General features: G+C 64.5%; 13 protein-coding genes, 1 tRNA gene, 1 pseudogene and 2 riboswitches. Of the genes and pseudogenes, 6 read left to right on the plus strand and 9 right to left on the minus strand.

What is annotated here, in order from left to right:
- Nucleotides 1-7: 7 nt before the first annotated feature.
- The 7 genes from U5A52_RS08785 to U5A52_RS08815 all read right to left on the minus strand — a co-directional run bounded on the left by U5A52_RS08785 (nt 8) and on the right by U5A52_RS08815 (nt 9,624).
- Nucleotides 8-1,396, minus strand: a complete 1,389-nt coding sequence (locus tag U5A52_RS08785) for an L-serine ammonia-lyase (protein WP_321907155.1) — start codon at nt 1,394-1,396, stop codon at nt 8-10.
- 92 nt (nt 1,397-1,488) lie between these two features.
- Nucleotides 1,489-2,490 carry an alginate lyase family protein gene (locus U5A52_RS08790; RefSeq protein ID WP_321907782.1) on the minus strand — a complete coding sequence of 334 codons (1,002 nt, stop codon included), beginning with the start codon at nt 2,488-2,490 and terminating at the stop codon, nt 1,489-1,491.
- A 313-nt stretch (nt 2,491-2,803) separates the two neighbouring features.
- Nucleotides 2,804-5,755 (minus strand): aminomethyl-transferring glycine dehydrogenase, encoded by a 2,952-nt coding sequence (gene gcvP, locus U5A52_RS08795; protein WP_321934499.1) that lies wholly within the window; start codon nt 5,753-5,755, stop codon nt 2,804-2,806.
- A 75-nt stretch (nt 5,756-5,830) separates the two neighbouring features.
- A complete protein-coding gene (gene gcvH, locus U5A52_RS08800; RefSeq protein WP_321907153.1) occupies nt 5,831-6,211 on the minus strand; it encodes a glycine cleavage system protein GcvH in 381 nt (126 codons plus the stop codon).
- Nucleotides 6,212-6,285: 74 nt separating this feature from the next.
- Nucleotides 6,286-7,404: a glycine cleavage system aminomethyltransferase GcvT gene (gcvT, locus tag U5A52_RS08805; RefSeq protein WP_321934500.1), complete on the minus strand. Its 1,119-nt coding sequence runs from the start codon at nt 7,402-7,404 to the stop codon at nt 6,286-6,288.
- A gap of 89 nt (nt 7,405-7,493) precedes the next feature.
- A riboswitch (glycine riboswitch) is annotated at nt 7,494-7,630 on the minus strand.
- A gap of 58 nt (nt 7,631-7,688) precedes the next feature.
- Nucleotides 7,689-7,800: riboswitch (glycine riboswitch) on the minus strand.
- A 221-nt stretch (nt 7,801-8,021) separates the two neighbouring features.
- Entirely contained in the window at nt 8,022-8,399 is a 378-nt protein-coding gene (locus tag U5A52_RS08810; protein WP_321907149.1) for a hypothetical protein, read from the minus strand.
- Nucleotides 8,400-8,574: 175 nt separating this feature from the next.
- On the minus strand, nt 8,575-9,624 hold the full coding sequence (locus tag U5A52_RS08815; RefSeq protein ID WP_321934501.1) for an oxidoreductase: 1,050 nt from the start codon (nt 9,622-9,624) through the stop codon (nt 8,575-8,577).
- Between the two features lie 309 nt (nt 9,625-9,933).
- On the opposite strand from U5A52_RS08815, the gene U5A52_RS08820 reads away from it, so the two are divergent.
- Nucleotides 9,934-12,024: a UvrD-helicase domain-containing protein gene (locus U5A52_RS08820; RefSeq protein WP_321907146.1), complete on the plus strand. Its 2,091-nt coding sequence runs from the start codon at nt 9,934-9,936 to the stop codon at nt 12,022-12,024.
- An 84-nt stretch (nt 12,025-12,108) separates the two neighbouring features.
- Nucleotides 12,109-12,690, plus strand: coding sequence for a hypothetical protein (locus tag U5A52_RS08825; RefSeq protein ID WP_321934502.1), 582 nt, complete (start codon nt 12,109-12,111; stop codon nt 12,688-12,690).
- 91 nt (nt 12,691-12,781) lie between these two features.
- Here the strand turns inward: U5A52_RS08825 and U5A52_RS08830 are convergent, their stop codons facing one another.
- Nucleotides 12,782-13,705 (minus strand): c-type cytochrome, encoded by a 924-nt coding sequence (locus U5A52_RS08830; RefSeq protein WP_321934503.1) that lies wholly within the window; start codon nt 13,703-13,705, stop codon nt 12,782-12,784.
- Nucleotides 13,706-14,034: 329 nt separating this feature from the next.
- On the opposite strand from U5A52_RS08830, the gene U5A52_RS08835 reads away from it, so the two are divergent.
- From U5A52_RS08835 to U5A52_RS08845, 3 genes are all read left to right on the plus strand, one after another.
- Nucleotides 14,035-14,110, plus strand: a tRNA-Arg gene (locus U5A52_RS08835).
- A 210-nt stretch (nt 14,111-14,320) separates the two neighbouring features.
- Nucleotides 14,321-15,238, plus strand: coding sequence for a hypothetical protein (locus U5A52_RS08840; protein WP_321934504.1), 918 nt, complete (start codon nt 14,321-14,323; stop codon nt 15,236-15,238).
- A 45-nt stretch (nt 15,239-15,283) separates the two neighbouring features.
- Complete coding sequence (locus U5A52_RS08845; RefSeq protein ID WP_321934505.1) at nt 15,284-16,027, plus strand: class I SAM-dependent methyltransferase; 744 nt, start codon at nt 15,284-15,286, stop codon at nt 16,025-16,027.
- On the opposite strand, the gene U5A52_RS08850 is transcribed toward U5A52_RS08845, so the two are convergent.
- Entirely contained in the window at nt 16,005-16,850 is an 846-nt protein-coding gene (locus tag U5A52_RS08850) for a glycosyltransferase family 2 protein (RefSeq protein WP_321907118.1), read from the minus strand. The genes U5A52_RS08845 and U5A52_RS08850 overlap by 23 nt on opposite strands.
- Nucleotides 16,851-17,441: 591 nt before the next feature.
- Here U5A52_RS08850 and U5A52_RS08855 point away from each other — a divergent pair.
- Nucleotides 17,442-17,975, plus strand: a pseudogene (locus U5A52_RS08855) (heme utilization protein); the annotation flags it as partial.

The raw sequence follows: 17,975 nt of genomic DNA on the forward strand, positions 1-17,975 counted from the left end.
TAACGCATCAGCACTCGACGATGTTCACCGCGAGGCCGCCGCGCGAGGTCTCCTTGTACTTCGTTTTCATGTCGGCGCCGGTCTCGCGCATCGTCTTGATGACGGAGTCGAGCGAGACATAGTGCGCGCCGTCGCCGCGCAGCGCCATGCGCGCGGCGTTTACGGCCTTCACGGAAGCCATGGCGTTGCGTTCGATGCAGGGAATCTGCACCATGCCGCCAACGGGATCGCAGGTGAGGCCGAGGTTGTGTTCCATGCCGATTTCGGCGGCGTTTTCCACTTGCAGCGGCGTGCCGCCCAGGACGGCTGCGAGCGCGCCCGCGGCCATCGAGCAGGCCACGCCCACTTCGCCCTGGCAGCCCACTTCCGCGCCGGAGATCGACGCGTTGAGCTTGTAGAGAATGCCGATGGCGGCTGCGGTGAGCAGGAAGTCGATCACGCCTTGCTCGTTCGCGCCAGGCGTAAAGCGCACGTAGTAGTGCAGCACGGCGGGGATGATGCCCGCTGCGCCGTTGGTCGGTGCGGTCACCACGCGAGCGCCCGCGGCGTTTTCCTCGTTCACGGCGATTGCGTACAGGTTGATCCAGTCGATCATCGAGAGCGGGTCTTGCAGCGCGCGTTCGGGGTTGCTGGTGAGCGCGCGATACAGCTGCGGCGCGCGGCGCTTCACGGCGAAGGGGCCGGGCAGCGTGCCGTCGGCGTCGGGATTGTTGACGCCGCAACCGCGCGAGACGCACGACTGCATCACGTCCCAAATGCGCAGGAGACCTGAGCGAATCTGCTCGTCGCTATGCCAGACACGCTCGTTTTCGAGCATCAACTGCGCGACGCTCTTGCCCGTCGAGGCGCACAGCGCGAGCAGCTGCGCGCCCGTGGTGAACGGATGCGGCAATTGCTGCGCGGCGGCGAGCACCTTCGTGTTCGGCGCGCCGGCCGTGACGACGAAACCGCCGCCCACCGAGAGATACGTGCTCTCGCGCAGCGTTTCGCCAGTCGCGTCGAGCGCGCGCAGCTTCATGCCGTTCGGGTGCTCGGGCAGCGCCTGGCGATAAAACGCCACATGCTCCTTCGGCACGAAGCCGATCGTATGACGGCCGAGCAGCGCGAGCAGGCGCGAGGTGCGCACCGCTTCGAGGCGCGCGTTGATGGTGTCGGGATCGACGGTGTCGGGCGCATCGCCCATGAGGCCCAGCATGACGCCGCGGTCGGTGCCGTGGCCCTTGCCGGTTGCGCCGAGCGAGCCGTACAGCTCGACTTTCACGGCGGCGGTGCGCGCGAGCAGGTCGTCGCGCTCGAGTCCTTCGGCGAACATCAGCGCCGCGCGCATCGGCCCGACCGTGTGCGAGCTCGAAGGCCCGATGCCGACTTTGAAGAGATCGAAAACGCTTACTGCCATGGGTACTGCTCCTGCTTGTCTGACGTTTGTGGGGATGCGACGCTTTTGGCGGCATCGTTAGTTCCGTGCCGCCGCCGCAACCCGTGCGCTTGTTAGCGCGCCGGCAACGGCAGACAGACGGCGAGCCACGCGGGTGGCGTGGGCGCGAGTTTCAGCGCGACTGGCGCAAAGCGGCCGTCGAGTCGCGCGGCCAGGTGAAACAGTTCCGCGGCGTTCTTCGGGTCCCACTGTCCGGTGTAGCCGGGCAGGCCCGCTTCGCGCCGCTTCGCGTCGAACGGAACGTTCGAATGGACGAATTCTTCGTGCGTTTTCTGGCCGAGCGCATAGGGCGTGAGCCAATCGAGCGCAGCCGCGAGCGTGGCGCCGTTGGCCGCGCGCTCGGTCAGCCAGTTGCGGTTGTGGCGTCGCGCGGCGAGCGCGGCCGTCACGAGCGGCTGCAGATCGTAGGTTACGTAGTGCAGCGCGTCGCGCTCGGTGAAGTCGAGTGTCGAGCCGTCGGGCGCGACGTTGTCGCCGAGATGCTCCACGAAAAGCCGCTGCGCCGTCGCGATCATTTTTCGGTTGTCGAGCGTGAACGCGATCATCGCGACCAGTTTGACCCGATGACTCTGCCAGTTGTTCGCGAAGGTTCCCTTGAGCGGGCGCGGCTGCGCGTCGATCTGCGCGATGTAGCCGTTCGCGAAGCTGTTCAGGAACTGCATGGTCGCATTGCGCGTTTTCACAGGCAGCGCGCTCGCAGTCATGTCGTAGGCGAGTATCAGCCCTTCGAAGCGCGTTTCGTCGATCGGATTGAAGCTCGGCTTGTACGTGGTGACCCACGCGAGCAGAAAGCGGTCCACGAGCCTCAGAAAGCGTTCGTCGCTCGTTGCGCGCCACGCGAGCGCGGCGTTGCGCATGAGGTCGAGTTCCTTCGCGGCCTCGACGCTCTGATCGTAGATACCCTCGTGCGGCAGCGTGCCCTCGGTGTGAAGGCGTGCCAGCGGACGCGGCGTGTCGTTCACGTGCGTCAGCACCTCGGCCACGAGCGCCTTCACGCCCGGGTCGGCGTTGGTGCGCTCGCTCGATTGCAGCGCGGGTGCCGCGCAGAAGTTCATGGCCGCGTGGGCTGTGCCGGCGAACGTGCCGGTAAGCGTTGCGCAGGCGAACGCCAGCGCGGCGGCAAGGCGTTGCGGGCGGCTTTGCAACGTGCCGCGCGCGTGCCGGGTCTGCCGGACCGAATTGCGCGTTGCGGTATGCGGCAAGTCCCGCAGTGGAACCCGCAGTAGATCCGTTCCCACCTTCCGCGCCATGCGCGACTCCCTGATTCAAGGCTGACAGGTGTGTGATGTTAGCGGTTTGCGGCGGCAAATGTGAGAGGGATGACTGCCGCTGCGTTATCCGGGGATAACGCAGCGGCCGGGACCAGGCTTATTCGCCTGCCGTTTCGTCGGCATATTCACTAACGGGCACGCACGAGCAGAACAGGTTGCGGTCGCCATACGCGTTGTCGGCGCGGCCAACCGGCGGCCAGTACTTGCGCGCGACGAGCGACGCGACCGGGTATGCGGCCTGCTCGCGCGAGTAGGCGTGCTTCCAGCCGTCGGCGACCACGACGGCAGCCGTGTGCGGCGCGTGGCGCAGCGGGTTGTCCTCCTTGTCCGCGCGGCCTTCTTCCACGGCGCGGATTTCCTCACGGATTGCAACCATCGCGTCGATGAAGCGGTCCAGTTCTTCCTTCGACTCCGACTCGGTCGGCTCGACCATCAGCGTGCCGGGCACCGGGAAGCTCATGGTCGGCGCGTGGAAGCCGTAGTCCATCAGGCGTTTGGCCACGTCGTCCACGCTGATGCCGCTCGCGTCCTTGATGGGGCGCAGGTCCAGAATGCACTCGTGCGCGACCAGGCCGCCCGGGCCGCTGTAGAGCACCGGGAAGTGCGCCGCGAGCTTGTTTGCCACGTAGTTCGCGTTGAGGATCGCGTTTTCGGTCGCGGCGGTCAGGTTGGCCGCGCCCATCATGGCGATGTACATCCACGAGATCGGCAGGATCGAAGCCGAGCCATAGGGCGCCGCGCTGACCGCGCCGATGCCGTGGTCGTCGCGCTTGTAGCCCGACGAAAGCTGGTTCGGCAGGAACTGCGCGAGGTGCGCGCCAACCGCGACCGGACCTACGCCCGGGCCGCCGCCGCCGTGCGGAATGCAGAAGGTCTTGTGCAGGTTCAAGTGCGAGACGTCGCCGCCGAACTGGCCGGGCGCCGCGAGACCGACCATCGCGTTCATGTTCGCGCCGTCCACGTACACCTGGCCGCCCGCCGCGTGCACGATTTCGCAGACTTCGCGCACGTTCTCTTCGAACACGCCGTGCGTCGAGGGGTACGTGATCATGATGGCCGCGAGCTTCGCCGCGTGCTGCCCGGCCTTGGCCTTCAGGTCGGCGAGATCGATGTTGCCTTGCGCGTCGCAGGCAACCACGACCACCTGCATGCCGGCCATTTGCGCCGATGCGGGGTTCGTGCCGTGCGCCGAAGCGGGAATCAGGCAGACGTTGCGATGCGCTTCGCCACGCGAGGCGTGGTACGCCTGGATGATGAGCAGGCCCGCGTACTCGCCCTGCGAGCCCGCGTTCGGCTGCAGCGAGACGGCGGCGTAGCCGGTAGCGGCCACGAGCATTTGTTCGAGCTGATCGACCATCTCGCGATAGCCGACCGTTTGTTCAGCCGGCGCGAACGGGTGGATGCGGCCGAACTCGGGCCACGTGACCGGCAGCATTTCCGAGGTCGCGTTGAGCTTCATCGTGCACGAGCCGAGCGGAATCATCGAGCGGTCGAGCGCGAGGTCCTTGTCCGACAGGCTGCGCAGGTAGCGCAGCATTTCCGTTTCCGAATGGTGACGGTTGAACACCGGGTGCGTGAGGTACGCGCTTTCGCGCGCCAGCGCGGCCGGGAACGTCAAAGCGGCGTTCTGCGTGAGTTCGGCGTCGAGCTTGTCGAGCGAAGGCACTTCGCCGGCAAACGCGCCTTGCGCGAACACGGCGAGCAGGTCGGCCAGATCGGCGCGCGAGGTGGTTTCGTCGACGCTCACGCCCACACGCGTCTCGCTCACGTGGCGCAGGTTCATGCCGCGCGCGAGCGCCGCGTCGTGCAGCGCCTGGGTGCGCGGACCCGCTTCGAACGTGAGCGTGTCGAAGAATGCTTCGTTGACGAGCGTGTAGCCCAGTTGCTTCGCGCCCGCGGCGAGGATCGCGGCGACGCGGTTCACGCGCTGCGCGATGCGCTTCAAGCCTTGCGGGCCATGGTAGACGGCGTACATGCTCGCCATGATCGCGAGCAGCGCTTGCGCCGTGCAGACGTTCGAGGTGGCCTTCTCGCGGCGGATGTGCTGTTCGCGCGTTTGCAGCGCGAGGCGCAGGGCCGGGTTGCCCTGTGCGTCGATGGTCACGCCGACGAGACGGCCCGGCATCTGGCGCTTGAATTCGTCCTTCACCGCGAGATATGCGGCGTGCGGGCCGCCGAAGCCCATCGGCACGCCAAAGCGCTGCGAGTTGCCCACGGCCACGTCCGCGCCCCATTCGCCCGGGGGCGTGAGCACGGTGAGCGCGAGCAGGTCGGCAGCGGCGATCACCGCGCCGCCGGCGGCGTGCACGGCTTGCGCGAGCGCGCGGTAGTCGCGCACGTCGCCGTTCACGCCCGGATACTGGAGCAGCACGCCGAACGCGCCCGCTTGAGCGGCTTCAGCGGCCGGACCGACCTTCACCTCGATGCCGATCGGCTTCGCGCGCGTCTTCACGACTTCGATGGTCTGCGCGAGCACGTCGTCGGCGACAAAGAACACGTTCGACTTCGACTTGCCCACGCGCTGCACGAGCGTCATGGCTTCGGCGGCGGCGGTGGCCTCGTCGAGCAGCGATGCGTTCGAGATCGCGAGGCCCGTCAGGTCAGTGATCATTTGCTGGAAGTTCAGCAGGGCTTCGAGGCGGCCCTGCGAGATTTCCGGCTGGTACGGCGTGTACGCGGTGTACCACGCCGGGTTTTCGAGCACGTTGCGCAGGATGACGGCCGGCGTGTGCGTGTCGTAGTAGCCCTGCCCGATATACGAGCGGAACACCTGGTTCTTGTCCGCGAGCGCGCGCAGGGCGGCGAGCGCCTCGGCTTCCGAGCGCGGCTGCGAGAACGGCCCGAGCGGCAGCGTCTCGGTGCGGCGGATCTTCGCCGGAATCACCGCATCGATCAGCGCGGCGCGCGAGGCGAAGCCGAGCGCGTCGAGCATCGCCTGCTGGTCGGCCGAGTCGGGGCCAATGTGGCGGGCGGCGAAAGCGTCGTGCGCTTCGAGCGCAGCAAGCGAGAGCGGGGAGTTCATCAGACGATCCGGGTGTTCGAGCTTCATAGGGGTTCCGGGTTTTACTGCTGGCGCGGGCGACGGAACTGGCTAAGTCCGCCGCCGCGCCGGTGCGGTTGAGATTTACGCGCCGATCGCCTTTTCGTAGGCGGCGGCGTCGATCAGCGAGTCGAGCTTGGCGTCGGCGGCGGGCTTGATCTTGAAGAGCCACGACTCGTACGGCGCGCCGTTCACCTGGTCGGGCGTGTCGACGAGCGACGTGTTGGCTTCGATGATCTCGCCAGCGACCGGCGCGTAGATGTCCGAGGCGGCCTTGACCGACTCGATCACGGCAACGGCGTCGCCAGCGGCGACCGCGCGGCCGGCTTCCGGCAGCTCGAGGAAGACGATGTCGCCGAGCGCTTCCTGCGCGTGGTCGGTGATGCCGATGGTCAGCGTGCCGTCGGCTTCGGTGCGGATCCACTCGTGCGATTCGGTGTATTTCAGATCGGCCGGGATGCTCATGGTTGCTCCAGTGCGTGGTTCGGTTTTTGTTGCTTGAAAGGGGAGGGCGTGCGCGGCGGCAGGATCCTCGCGGATCAGGCGGCGAGCACCTTGCCGTTGCGCACGAACGGCAGTTTTACCACGCTTGCGGGAAGGGCTTTGTCACGGATCTGCACCTGCACGACATCGCCCGGCTGCACGCCTTGCGGCACGCGTGCGAAGGCGATGGATTCCTGCATGCTCGGCGAGAACGTGCCGCTCGTGATCTCGCCCTCGCCACGCGGCGTGAGCACTTTCTGGTGCGCGCGCAGCACGCCGCCGGCCTTGCCGTTTTCCTTCTGCAGGATCAGGCCGACGAAGGCCGAACGCGAGCCGTTCGCTTCCAGCACCGCACGGCCGACGAAGTCGCGCGGCTCCTTCATGTCGACGGTCCAGGCGAGGCCTGCGTCGAGCGGGGAGACGCCGTCGTCCATGTCCTGGCCGTAGAGGTTCATGCCCGCTTCGAGGCGCAGCGTGTCGCGCGCGCCGAGGCCGCACGGCTTCACGCCCTGGCGCTGCAGGGCGTCCCAGAATTCGCACACGGCGGCGTCGGGCAGCACGATTTCGAAGCCGTCTTCGCCGGTGTAGCCGGTGCGCGCGATCATCAGTTCGCCAAACGGCGTGGCTTCGATCTTCGCGGCGTTGAAGGGTTTGAGCGCTTCGGTGGCGCTGCGTGACGAGGGCGCGACCTGCCAGACCTTTTCACGCGCGTTCGGGCCCTGCACGGCGACGATCGCGAGATCGCGGCGCGGCGTGATGGTGAGGCCGAAGCCGCCTTCGGCGTTGAGCTTTTCGAACCAGGCGATGTCTTTTTCCGCCGTGCCGGCGTTGACGACGGTGCGGAACTGGTCGTCGGCGAAGAAGTAGACGATCAGGTCGTCGATCACGCCGCCTTCGGGGTTCAGCATGCACGAGTACAGCGCCTTACCCGGCGTGGTGAGCTTGGCGACGTTGTTGGCGAGCGCGCGGGAGAAGAACTCGCGCGCCTTCGGGCCCGAAAAGTCGACGACGCACATGTGCGAGACGTCGAACATGCCGGCGTCGGTGCGCACGGCGCGATGCTCGTCGATCTGCGAGCCGTAGTTGACGGGCATGTCCCAGCCGCCGAAGTCGACCATGCGGGCGTTCAGCGCGCGGTGCGTGTCGTTCAGCGGGGTGCGTTTGAGTTCGGTCATGGGGCCTCAGGCGGTCGCGAATAGTCGCGCGAAAACGAAAAAGGCCATGCAGGAAGCGCCGCAGGCACGATGCCCGTGGTCGGTTCTTGCATGGCCCCTCTGTCCTCGGTACCTGAGAGATTGCGCCGTTGATGCTGGCGCGCGCCCCTTCGGTGGGCAGCCTGAACGCATTGGGGGAAATTTTCCGCCGCCGTTCGTTCTACTGCCGCTCTCCAGAGTTGCGGACTAATTAGCTGCTTCGCGTTATGTCGCGCAAAAAGCGCAAAGACGGCGAATCAGCGGTCCGGCGCGCACGGTCCTTTTGCCTGAGAGTTTGTGGGTTGCCCCTTCGGCGGCGCCGATTGCACTAGCGAAAACAAAGCTAAGACAAGCGGCGCGCTCTCCCGGCGCGCGCAGCGATTGTGCGCGACGCCTCGGGGCTATGTCAATGCGGAAAAATTCTGCGTGCGGCGCGGGTAGCGGGCCGTGAGCCGTGTTGGTATTGGCTTGCGCCCGGCGGCAGCAAGCGTTGTGCGTCGCAGATTAAAAACGGGGGCGGTTCGAATGTGGACCGCAGCGGTGCACGAACCGCGAGCGCGGTCCGTGCCTGCAGGCCGGGGCGCCAACGCGTGTAATGCTTACTCGCCGATGGCGCGGGCGGCCGTGTCGAGTTCTTCGTTCAGCACGCGCTGCTCGTCGGGCGAAATGCCTCCGCCATGCTGTGCGGCCATGTCGTGCGCCTCACCGCGGATCGTTTCGAGGCGGTGATGGAGTGCGTTGCCCTGCGGCGGCGGGTAGTAGCCCTGATTCACGCGCATGTCGATGCGATGGCCCAGGTTGTCGATACGGCCATCGACCTGATGCAGGCGATCGACGGCGACTTCGTGCGCGCTTGGGCCCGCAGCGGGGCCAGGCGGCGCGGGGCGCGGCGCTGGCTGGTTCACCACGCACGCGGCGAGGGTCGAGACGAGCGCGCCAGCGGCGATAAAACGTAGCGCGTGGGTGTAGCGGGTCATTCAGACTCTCCTTTGTCTTGTCGTTGCAGCTTTTTGCCTGCACGTCTACAAACGTCTGGCTATTGCCGCGTGATGACCCGGCAGCGGCAACCAGATGTAACCATTTGTGTGGACCTTTCAGCAGCGTCGGCGCCATGCAAGGTCGACGCCGCCGCCGAAGGCGCAAGCCAGGGGATCAGGACCGGCGCGCGAACGCCAGCGTGCGGCCTTCCTGCGCGCTTTGCATGGCGAGCTCGATGAGCGCCATGACGTCAATGGCGTCCTGCGGACTCACCGGGAACGGCTTGCCCTCACGGATCGCGGCAGCGAGCGCGCGGTACAGGTCGGCGTAATTGCCGGCTGCGTTGGGCACTTCGATATCGGCTTCCTGGCCGTCGTCGCGCAGCACATGCAGGCGGCCGGCCTCGTTGCCCGCGCCGAATCCGGGCTGGCCCGGACGCAGGCCGTCCTTGAGCTGATCTTCCTGGGTGTCGAGCCCGTTCTTCAAATAGCTGCCGCGTGTGCCATGAATCGCAAAACGCGGTGCGTACGCGGCGAGCGCGCTGGCGTGCAGCACGGCGTCGTGGCTCGGATAGCGCAGCACGAGGTGGACGTAGTCCGGCGCGCTCGCGTTTTCGCGGCGCGTGTGGACGAAGGCGGTGATCGACTCGGGCGCGCCGAAGAGCGCGAGCGTCTGGTCGATCAAATGCGGGCCGAGATCGTAGAGCAGGCCGCCGCCGCGCGTGGCGTCTTCGCGCCAGCGCTGCTTCACTTGCGGGCGGAAGCGGTCGAAATGCGATTCGTAGTGCGTGACGCGGCCGAGTTCGCCGCCCGCGATCAGCTCGCGCACGGTGAGGAAGTCGCCGTCCCAGCGGCGGTTGTGGAACGGCGCGAACACGAGGCCGCGCTGCTTCGCGATGGACGCGAGCGTGCGCGCCTCGTCGGCAGTGAGCGTGACCGGCTTGTCGACGAGCACGTGCTTGCCGCGCTCGAGCGTGCGGCGCGCGAGTTCGTAGTGCGTGTCGTTGGGCGTGGCGATCACGACGCATTCGATCGCGTCGATCGAGAGCAGCGCGTCGAGGTCGGGCACGATCGCGGCGTCGGGATAGTCGGCCTGGGCGCGCTCGCCCTGGCTCGTTGCGATGGCCGCGAGCTGCGCGGCGCCGCTATGCGCGATCACGGGGGCGTGGAAGGTCTGGCCGGCGAAGCCGTAGCCCATCAGGCCGATTTGCAGCGGTGCAGTCATTTAGCGCTTCCTTTTTCCAGCGAGTGCGGGTGGCGGGAGCCCGTTATTGTGGCACGGCGCGCAGAGCGTGCGGAACGCGGCGAGGGACGGATGGGCGGCGAAGCAAGGGACCAGGTGGCACAGCATGAGGGGCGGCATCGGCGTAACGCCGGCCGTGTTAACATCGCACCTCCCGCGTGAGAGGCCGCTGCGACGTTCGCACGCCTCGCGCCGTGCGGTGCGCCGCGCTTCGGCGGTTATTACCCGAAGCCTTGGCGCCACGAATTCCCGCATCCCAGCCGTACCACCCGTTTTTCCAATCCAGCAACGATGTCCGCAGGCCTCAATTCCGCCCAGAACGAAGCGGTGCGCTATCTCGACGGTCCCTGTCTCGTGCTCGCCGGCGCGGGCAGTGGCAAGACGCGTGTGATCACGCAGAAGATCGCGCACCTCATCGAAGCGAAAGGCTTCGAGCCGCGCCATATCGCCGCCGTCACCTTCACCAACAAGGCCGCCGCCGAAATGCGCGAGCGCGTGGGCAAGCTGCTCGAAGGCAAGACGCTCACCACGCCCGGCAAGGAAGGCCGCAAGGTGCCGGCCAACCAGCTCACCGTCTGCACGTTCCACTCGCTGGGCGTGCAGATCCTGCGCCAGGAAGCCGAACACCTGGGCCTGAAGCCGCAGTTCTCGATCATGGATTCCGACGACTGCTTCGCCATGATCCAGGAACAGGTGGGATCGACGGACAAAGGCTTCATCCGCAAGATCCAGTCGATCGTCTCGCTCTGGAAGAACGGTCTCGTGATGCCCGAACAGGCGCTGGCCACGGCGTCGAACGAGGACGAGCACCAGGCGGCCATCGTGTATCGCAACTACATGGCGACGTTGCATGCCTATCAGGCGGTGGACTTCGACGACCTGATCCGCCTGCCTGCCGAGCTGTTCGCGAAGAACGAGCAGGTGCGCGACCGGTGGCAGAACAAGCTGCGCTATTTGCTCGTCGACGAGTATCAGGACACCAACGCCTGCCAGTACGAGCTGCTGAAACTGCTGGCGGGCCCGCGCGCGGCGTTTACGGCCGTGGGCGACGACGACCAGGCGATCTACGGCTGGCGCGGCGCCACGCTCGAAAACCTCGCGCAGCTCGGCAAGGACTTTCCGAAGCTGCACGTCATCAAGCTCGAGCAGAACTACCGTTCGACGGTGCGCATTCTCACGGCAGCGAACAACGTCATTGCGAACAACCCGAAGCTCTTCGAAAAGAAGCTCTGGTCCGAGCACGGCATGGGCGACACCATCACCGTCACGCCCTGCAACGACGAAGAGCACGAGGCCGAGTCGGTCGTGTTCCGGCTTTCGGCGCACAAGTTCGAGCGGCGCGCGCAGTTTCGCGACTACGCCATTCTTTATCGCGGCAACTTTCAGGCGCGTATTTTCGAGCAGGTGCTGCGCCGCGAGCGCATTCCCTACGTGCTCTCGGGCGGCCAGTCGTTCTTCGACAAGGCCGAGATCAAGGACATCTGCGCTTACCTGCGTCTGATCGCCAATCACGATGACGATCCCGCGTTCATCCGCGCGATCACCACGCCGCGCCGTGGCGTGGGCAACACCACGCTCGAAGCGCTCGGTTCGTTCGCGGGGCAGGCGAAGGTGTCGCTGTTCGAGGCCGTGTACATGGGCGGTATCGAGGCGCGGCTTTCTGCGCGCCAGGTCGAGCCGATGCGCGTGTTCTGCGACTTCATGCAGCGCCTCGCCGAGCGCGCGCATAAAGATCCGGCGACGGTCGTGCTCGACGAACTCATGGACGCGATCCATTACGAAGCGTATCTGTACGACGCCTTCGACGAGCGCCAGGCGCAGTCGAAGTGGCAGAACGTGCTCGAATTCATGGAGTGGCTCAAGCGCAAGGGCACGAAGCCCGAGCAGGAGATCGGCGAAGACAGTGAGGCGACCGGCTACGACAACGCCGACGGTCTCGCCGACACCGGCAAGAACCTCATGGGCCTCATTCAAACTGTCGCGCTGATGTCGATGCTCGAAGGCAAGGAAGAGGACCCGGACGCCGTGCGGCTTTCGACCGTGCATGCTTCGAAGGGGCTCGAGTATCCGCACGTGTTCCTGGTGGGTGTGGAAGAGGGCATCATGCCGCACCGCGGCGGCTCGGAAGACGACGTGATCGACGAAGGGCGCATCGAAGAAGAGCGCCGCCTCATGTACGTGGCGATCACGCGTGCGCAGCGCAGCCTGCATCTGAACTGGTGCAAGAAGCGCAAGCGGGCGCGCGAGACGGTGGTGTGCGAGGCGTCGCGCTTCATTCCGGAAATGGGCCTCGACGACGCGCCGCCGCCAACCGCCGAAGAAGCGCCGATGACGCCGAAGGACCGGCTGGCGAGCTTGAAGGCGTTGTTGCAGAAGGGGTGATGACCCCGACGTGCAGCGGGTGATTGGTTTATTGGGACGCGGGCGGCAGTAGAGTGAACGCCCCTGTTCCGCTCGCTGCCGCCGATGGAAAACCCACTATTGCCGCATTACCGTCACGCGCTCGAGACGTATATCGACGCGAAGGACAACACGAAGCCCGCACGGATTCACGAAGCGTTCGCACCGGATGCAGAACTGACGTTCTCGCTGGCCACGCCGAATATCACGTTTCCGGCGCGTAGCGTTGGCGCAGAGGCGATCGCAAAGACGCTGGTCAGCGATTTCGGTGAGCGTTATTCGCGCTGCCGCACGTACTACCTTGGTGCGGCCGATGCACTCGTTGTTCGCGAGCGCACGATCGATGCGCTGCCCTGGCTCGTCGTGATGCGTGAGGACGCGGCAGGCGCGCTGCGCATCGGTCACGGCACCTATCGCTGGACGTTCGATGCGAACGACGCCAGGCCGCGCGTATCGGCATTCCACATTCACATCGCGCGGATGGACGTGATCGACGACCCGGATGGTGCGCGGCTCGAGCGGCTGCAAGACGGTTTGAGCTATCCGTGGCTCGCTCCCGACGATCTGGCCGCGCGTTACGGTGCGCTTGCGCAGGACGCGTCGGGTGCGTTCGAATTCGCGCGCGCATTTGCGCATCCCGTACGCTGACGCGCGACGGCCTTTCTATCGATGGATATAAAAATCCCCGCGCCGTATCGCTACGGGCGGGGATCGTTGCGCGCGCTGGCGCTGCGGCGGCTTATTTCACCGAGCTGACCATGTAGTCGACAGCGGCCTTCACGTCGGCGTCCGACGCGGTCGAGCCACCCTTCGGCGGCATCTGGCCCTTGCCGTGCAGCGCATAGTTGTAGACGGTGTCCATCGAGTCCTTCAGACGCGGCGCCCAGTCGGCCTTGTTGCCGAACTTCGGCGCGCCCAGCACGCCCGCGGCGTGACACGCCTGGCAGACCTGCTGATAGAGCGCCTTGCCTGCCTGCGAGGCGTCGGCGCTTTGCGAGTCGCCGCCTGCCGCGGCCGCCGACGACGCTTGCGGAATGGCCGCGATCGCCGCTGCGGCGGCTTGCGCCTGGGCCGCGTTCGCATCGGCGCCCGATGCTTCTGCCGCCGGCGCAGCGGCAGGCGCGCCCGAAGCCGCATTGGCCGCATTGGCGGCGCCCGGTGCGGGCTTGGGCGGGTCCTGGAAGTTCGCGCCGGCGTGGTTCGCCATATAGGCCACAGCCAGACCGATTTCGTAGTCGCTGTAGTCGTCGGGGTTCGTGCCGCCGCGTGGGGGCATCGCGCCCTTGCCCGAAAGCGCCGTTTTCCACAGCGTATCGAAGCCTTGCGCAATGCGCGGCGCCCAGTCGCCCGAATTGCCGAACTTCGGTGCGCCAGCGGCGCCGGACGTGTGACATGCGGAACAGACAGCCTGGAAGACCTGCTCGCCGGTCTTGTAGACGCGCGGCGCGTTCGCGTCGCGCACGTTGACTTGCGCGATGGGCGCGATGCGCGCGGCGACCTGCTGGGTCGAGAGTTCGTCGGTGCCCGCGCCGGTGCGCGTCGTGTTGTCGACGTAATACGCGAGCAGAATGATGATGACGATGGGGACGGCAAACCCGGCGATGACAGCGGCGATCAGCTGGCCGGGCGTTTTGATCGGGGCTCCGTGGGGTGCTTCGCTCATGCTTGTCTCGACTCCCGTTGGTTTTATGGTGAGCGGTACAGCAGGACGGCAATGGCCATGCGGCGGATCAAACACCGACGATTATAGACGGAAGGTTTTCCGGCTGGTGGGCGTGTGCGGGCGTAGTTCAGCGGGCGTTTACCCGAAGCGGGAGGGCTGGCGGGGCCATGCAGCGTAACTGTGCATAGTCGCCGTGCAATATGACCCCGAATAACCTGCAGCCAGGCCGCGCGGTGGACGGTTTAATCGAAACCGGTTATTCTCTCGGTCTCTCTTCGGCGCTGCTTTTTCCGGGTTCCTCGGTCAAACGGCGGCGCCAGCAAGTCAATGCGCCCGTAGCTCAATGGATAGAGTACTGCCCTCCGAAGGCAGGGGTTGCTGGTTCGATCCCAGCCGGGCGCGCCAAGAATCTACCGCTTTTCCCGCCCGTCGCTTCCCTTTTCCGATTTGCCGCTATCCGGCCTGCCGGGGAAGCTCGCTTGCGCTTGCGCATGGGTGCGGCGTCAAACGATGAATTACCGGTGAACTCGGTGCCAGCTTGGAGGATTGCGGCGCAAGGGCATGCCTTAGACTGCCCCGCAGCCCAATTGCATCCAGAACAGCGCCAGTTTGCCCATGTCCGATATCCACCCCCAGAGCGGGGACGCCACCCCGGAAGAAGCCGTCCCGCAGGAGTCGGTCGCGGCGACGAGCGTGCGGGCAATGAACAATCGCGTCTTTCAGATCTTTTATTCTCCGGAAACTTACGCGGGTCTCGATTCCGGCTTTCTCCCGCTCGACAACACGGGAGAGCGGCCAGACTGGTACGAATACTGGCCGATCAGACGTTTTCTGATGCGCGAATCGCTCGACGAAAACACGCGCTACGGATTTCTTTCACCCAAATTCGCCGGCAAGACGGGTTTGAGTTCCGCGCAGGTCATGCAATTTCTCGCGGAAACTCACGATGACGTCGATGTCGTGACGTTTTCGCCATTTTTCGATCACTCCGCGCTCTTTCTAAACGTTTTCGAGCAGATGAAGTTTCTGCATGCCGGGAGCGACGAAATCATCAAGCAGGCGCTCGCGCTGGTCGCACCGGGCATTGATGTCGATGGCGTCGTCATGAGCACAGCCAGCACGATTTTCTGCAATTACCTCGTCGCGAAGCCGGCGTTCTGGCGCCGCTGGCTGGAAAAATGCGAGCTTCTGTTCAATCTCGCGGAGGACGAGTCCAGCGAGTTCGGCCGGCTGCTGAGCGGCGATGTCAAATACGACCACAAGGCTGCGCCGGCAAAGGTTTTTCTCGTCGAGCGAATCGCTTCACTGATCCTCGGTACTGAGCCGCAATGGAAAGTGCGCAGTTTCAACGGAATGAAACTGCCGTTTTCATACAACTCTCCGCTAATGGGCAATGCCCTGGATCTCGTCGCAATGGACGCGCTCAAACGCGCGGCCACGGAAACCGGGCATCCAGAATTCCTCACGGCCTTTTTCCTGATGCGAGCCAGTCTGCTCGATCGTCTTGCTGCCCAGCGCGCGGCGCAGGCCTAGTCCCCACACGCTATTCAATCCAGTCGCTCCTACGAGAGGTTCGCGGTGCAACCCGTTCAAGACATCCAGCAAACACCGATTAACGACATTCACAATGCCGATGTCCTTCATTTGATGCGCAAGGACGCCGCCTGCGTGGCGGAGGTCGGATCCAGCAGCGGCGCGTTGGCACGCGCTTATCGCGAGATCAATGCCGATTGCCGCTACGTCGGGATCGAAATTGTCGAGGAATATGCGCAGGCATCCAGGCGCCATTGCACGGACGTGATTTGCGGCAACGTCGAAAAGCTGGACGACGAGACCTTCAGCGACCTTTCCTCGGCCCAAAGCTGGGTATTCGCCGACGCGCTCGAGCACCTGTACGATCCGTGGAAGCTTCTGAAGAAGATCAGGCAGAACGCGAGCGGTCCTGTGGAGGTGATCGCCTGTGTGCCGAACGCACAGAACTGGAGTCTGCAGACCTGCTTGAACTCCGGCCGGTTCATCTATCAGGACTCGGGGCTGCTGGACCGTACGCATATTCGCTGGTTCACGCGGCTAACGCTGATCGATCTGTTCCACTCGAGTGGATTCCAGGTCGTCGATATGCGCGCCCGCATCTTCCATCAGCCCGATCCTCAGGTACTGGCCGCCATTGGTCAGATGGCTCAAGCGACCGGCGTCGACCCGGAACAGGCGAAGCAGGACGCCATCGCGTTTCAGTACGTGGTCAAAGCGGTTGCCGAGCCGTTAGCCGATCAAGCGCCGCCGGCTCCGCGAGCCAAGGTCAAGCGTCGGAAGGCGGCGTAAATCGCCCGGCGAAATCAGTGAAGCCGATGCGCTGAACTTCGGCTTCCAGTTGGGGGTACCACGCCTCCAGCGAAGCGTCGGAGCAGTCGTTGCGATCGTATTCGGTCCACCAGCTATCGGGCCTGACGAATGCCTGGCCTGCATCGGCCGCGCCTGAGCGCTGCTTGAATTTGCGGAAAAACTCAAGGCTTTGGCAGGCGTAGTGATTGATCCGGAAATACTGGTGGGTGGGATCGTAAGGGGCCGCCCCCGTGGTTACCGGCCGCATGTTTTCATCGACGGTTCCGTATGGCGTGTTGAAAAGGTGGGCGTTGGGACCGACCGACGTATTTTGCCTTCCTCTCACGATGCTCTTGACGTGCCGGTTGGCCGGCGCGTCGAGGGCGAACCGGTGTCGGTAGTTCTTGACGATCAGGCCCGCGGGTTCGACAACGTGGCCTGAACTTCCAAAGCACGCCCAATACGCGCCGATTGCGGAAATCCTCTCGTAGTTGAATCGGTCGAGCGCCGCGCCGATCGTTGGGTCCGCAACCGGAAACAAAAACTCGTCCCCATCAATAAACGCAAGCCAGTCGCACTCGTGCCCGAAATTCTCATAGGCATGTTGATAGGCGCTGAGCTGGACGTGATTTTGATCCGTGGTAAGCGTGAACGACTTGATGTCGTAAAACTGGCCCAAAGTCTGCAATACCTGCGCCGTATCGTCGGTGCAGTTGTGGGCGTAAAAATAAAATTGGTTGAAACCGGCCAGGTGATGAAACGCAATCCATTCCGGAATCCAGGGAGCCCGGTTCTTTTGTATTGTGACAATTCCAGTGCGCATGATCGATCGCGTTATTCAACTGTAAGGTTGTGACTGCGCATTGCCGTCATCGATGACTCGTGCGGCGACACGTATTACTTACTGCGGTGGTAATTGGTAAGACTTACGGCGCGAAAATGACCTGAAGCCGGCGTTCCTGCGCGCCCGGCTTGGGCGGCCGCAGCAAATATATCGGAAATGGCAGGGCCGAACACGCCTTCGAAAGCGTGTCGAATCGACCTGGCATCGCATGGCGCTTGCCTTCGGCAATCGCCGCCGAACGGCCGCCAGTCATGCAGTTTCCCCTCTGAAAGCATCGATTTTCTCTGTTGAAACGTTTGCGCCGCTCCAATGCAAATTGTCGGCAGTGGTCATCTCATCGACATCCTTACCAATATTCTGAAGTTCTTACCAAATTTTTCTTCCAAACCCTTAACTCGCCCTGGCCGGTGCCGTTATGCACGGAGGCTGCACTCTAGCGCTGAGAGCTTGGGCAGTGGCCATTGTTTACAAAGGGCCGACACTTTTTGGTTTGGTGTGACTGTCGGCGGCAAAGGCTGCAGTTGGGCCACACGCGAACCTCACTGGATGCAATCGGAAGGAAAATAAAACATGACTTCGATCATCTCGTCGCTATCACCGACGCAGGTCGGGCAGCTGTCAACACAGCAATTTGCGACGTTTACTACGGCCGATGTCGCAGCACTGACAACAGCGGACATGAGCAGCCTCAGTTCGGGCCAGCTCAACGCGATCAGTGCATCGGCGATCGTTTCGCTTAGCAGCGCAGCGATCAACCAGCTTCACTCCGATCAACTTGCGGGACTGTCCACTTCGGCGCTCCACGCGCTGAAGACGAATCAGATCGCAGCGATCAATGCAAGCGCCATCGTCGGTCTTGGCACCGACGCGATCGGCACGCTGCAGACGTTCCAGATCGCCAGTTTGAGCACGGCTCAACTGTCGAATCTCACCTCGGCCCAGGTTGATGCGCTCAATAGCGCCGACATCAAGGCGCTGAGCACGAACCAGGTCGTGAACGGCCTGGGTTCGGCGGGCATCAAGGCACTGACTTCCAGCCAGGTCGCACAGCTCAGCACGGCCGACCTGAACGCGCTGAACACGACTGAAGTGCAGGCGCTGGGC

The organism is Paraburkholderia sp. J8-2 (assembly GCF_905220195.1).
GTDB lineage: Bacteria > Pseudomonadota > Gammaproteobacteria > Burkholderiales > Burkholderiaceae > Paraburkholderia.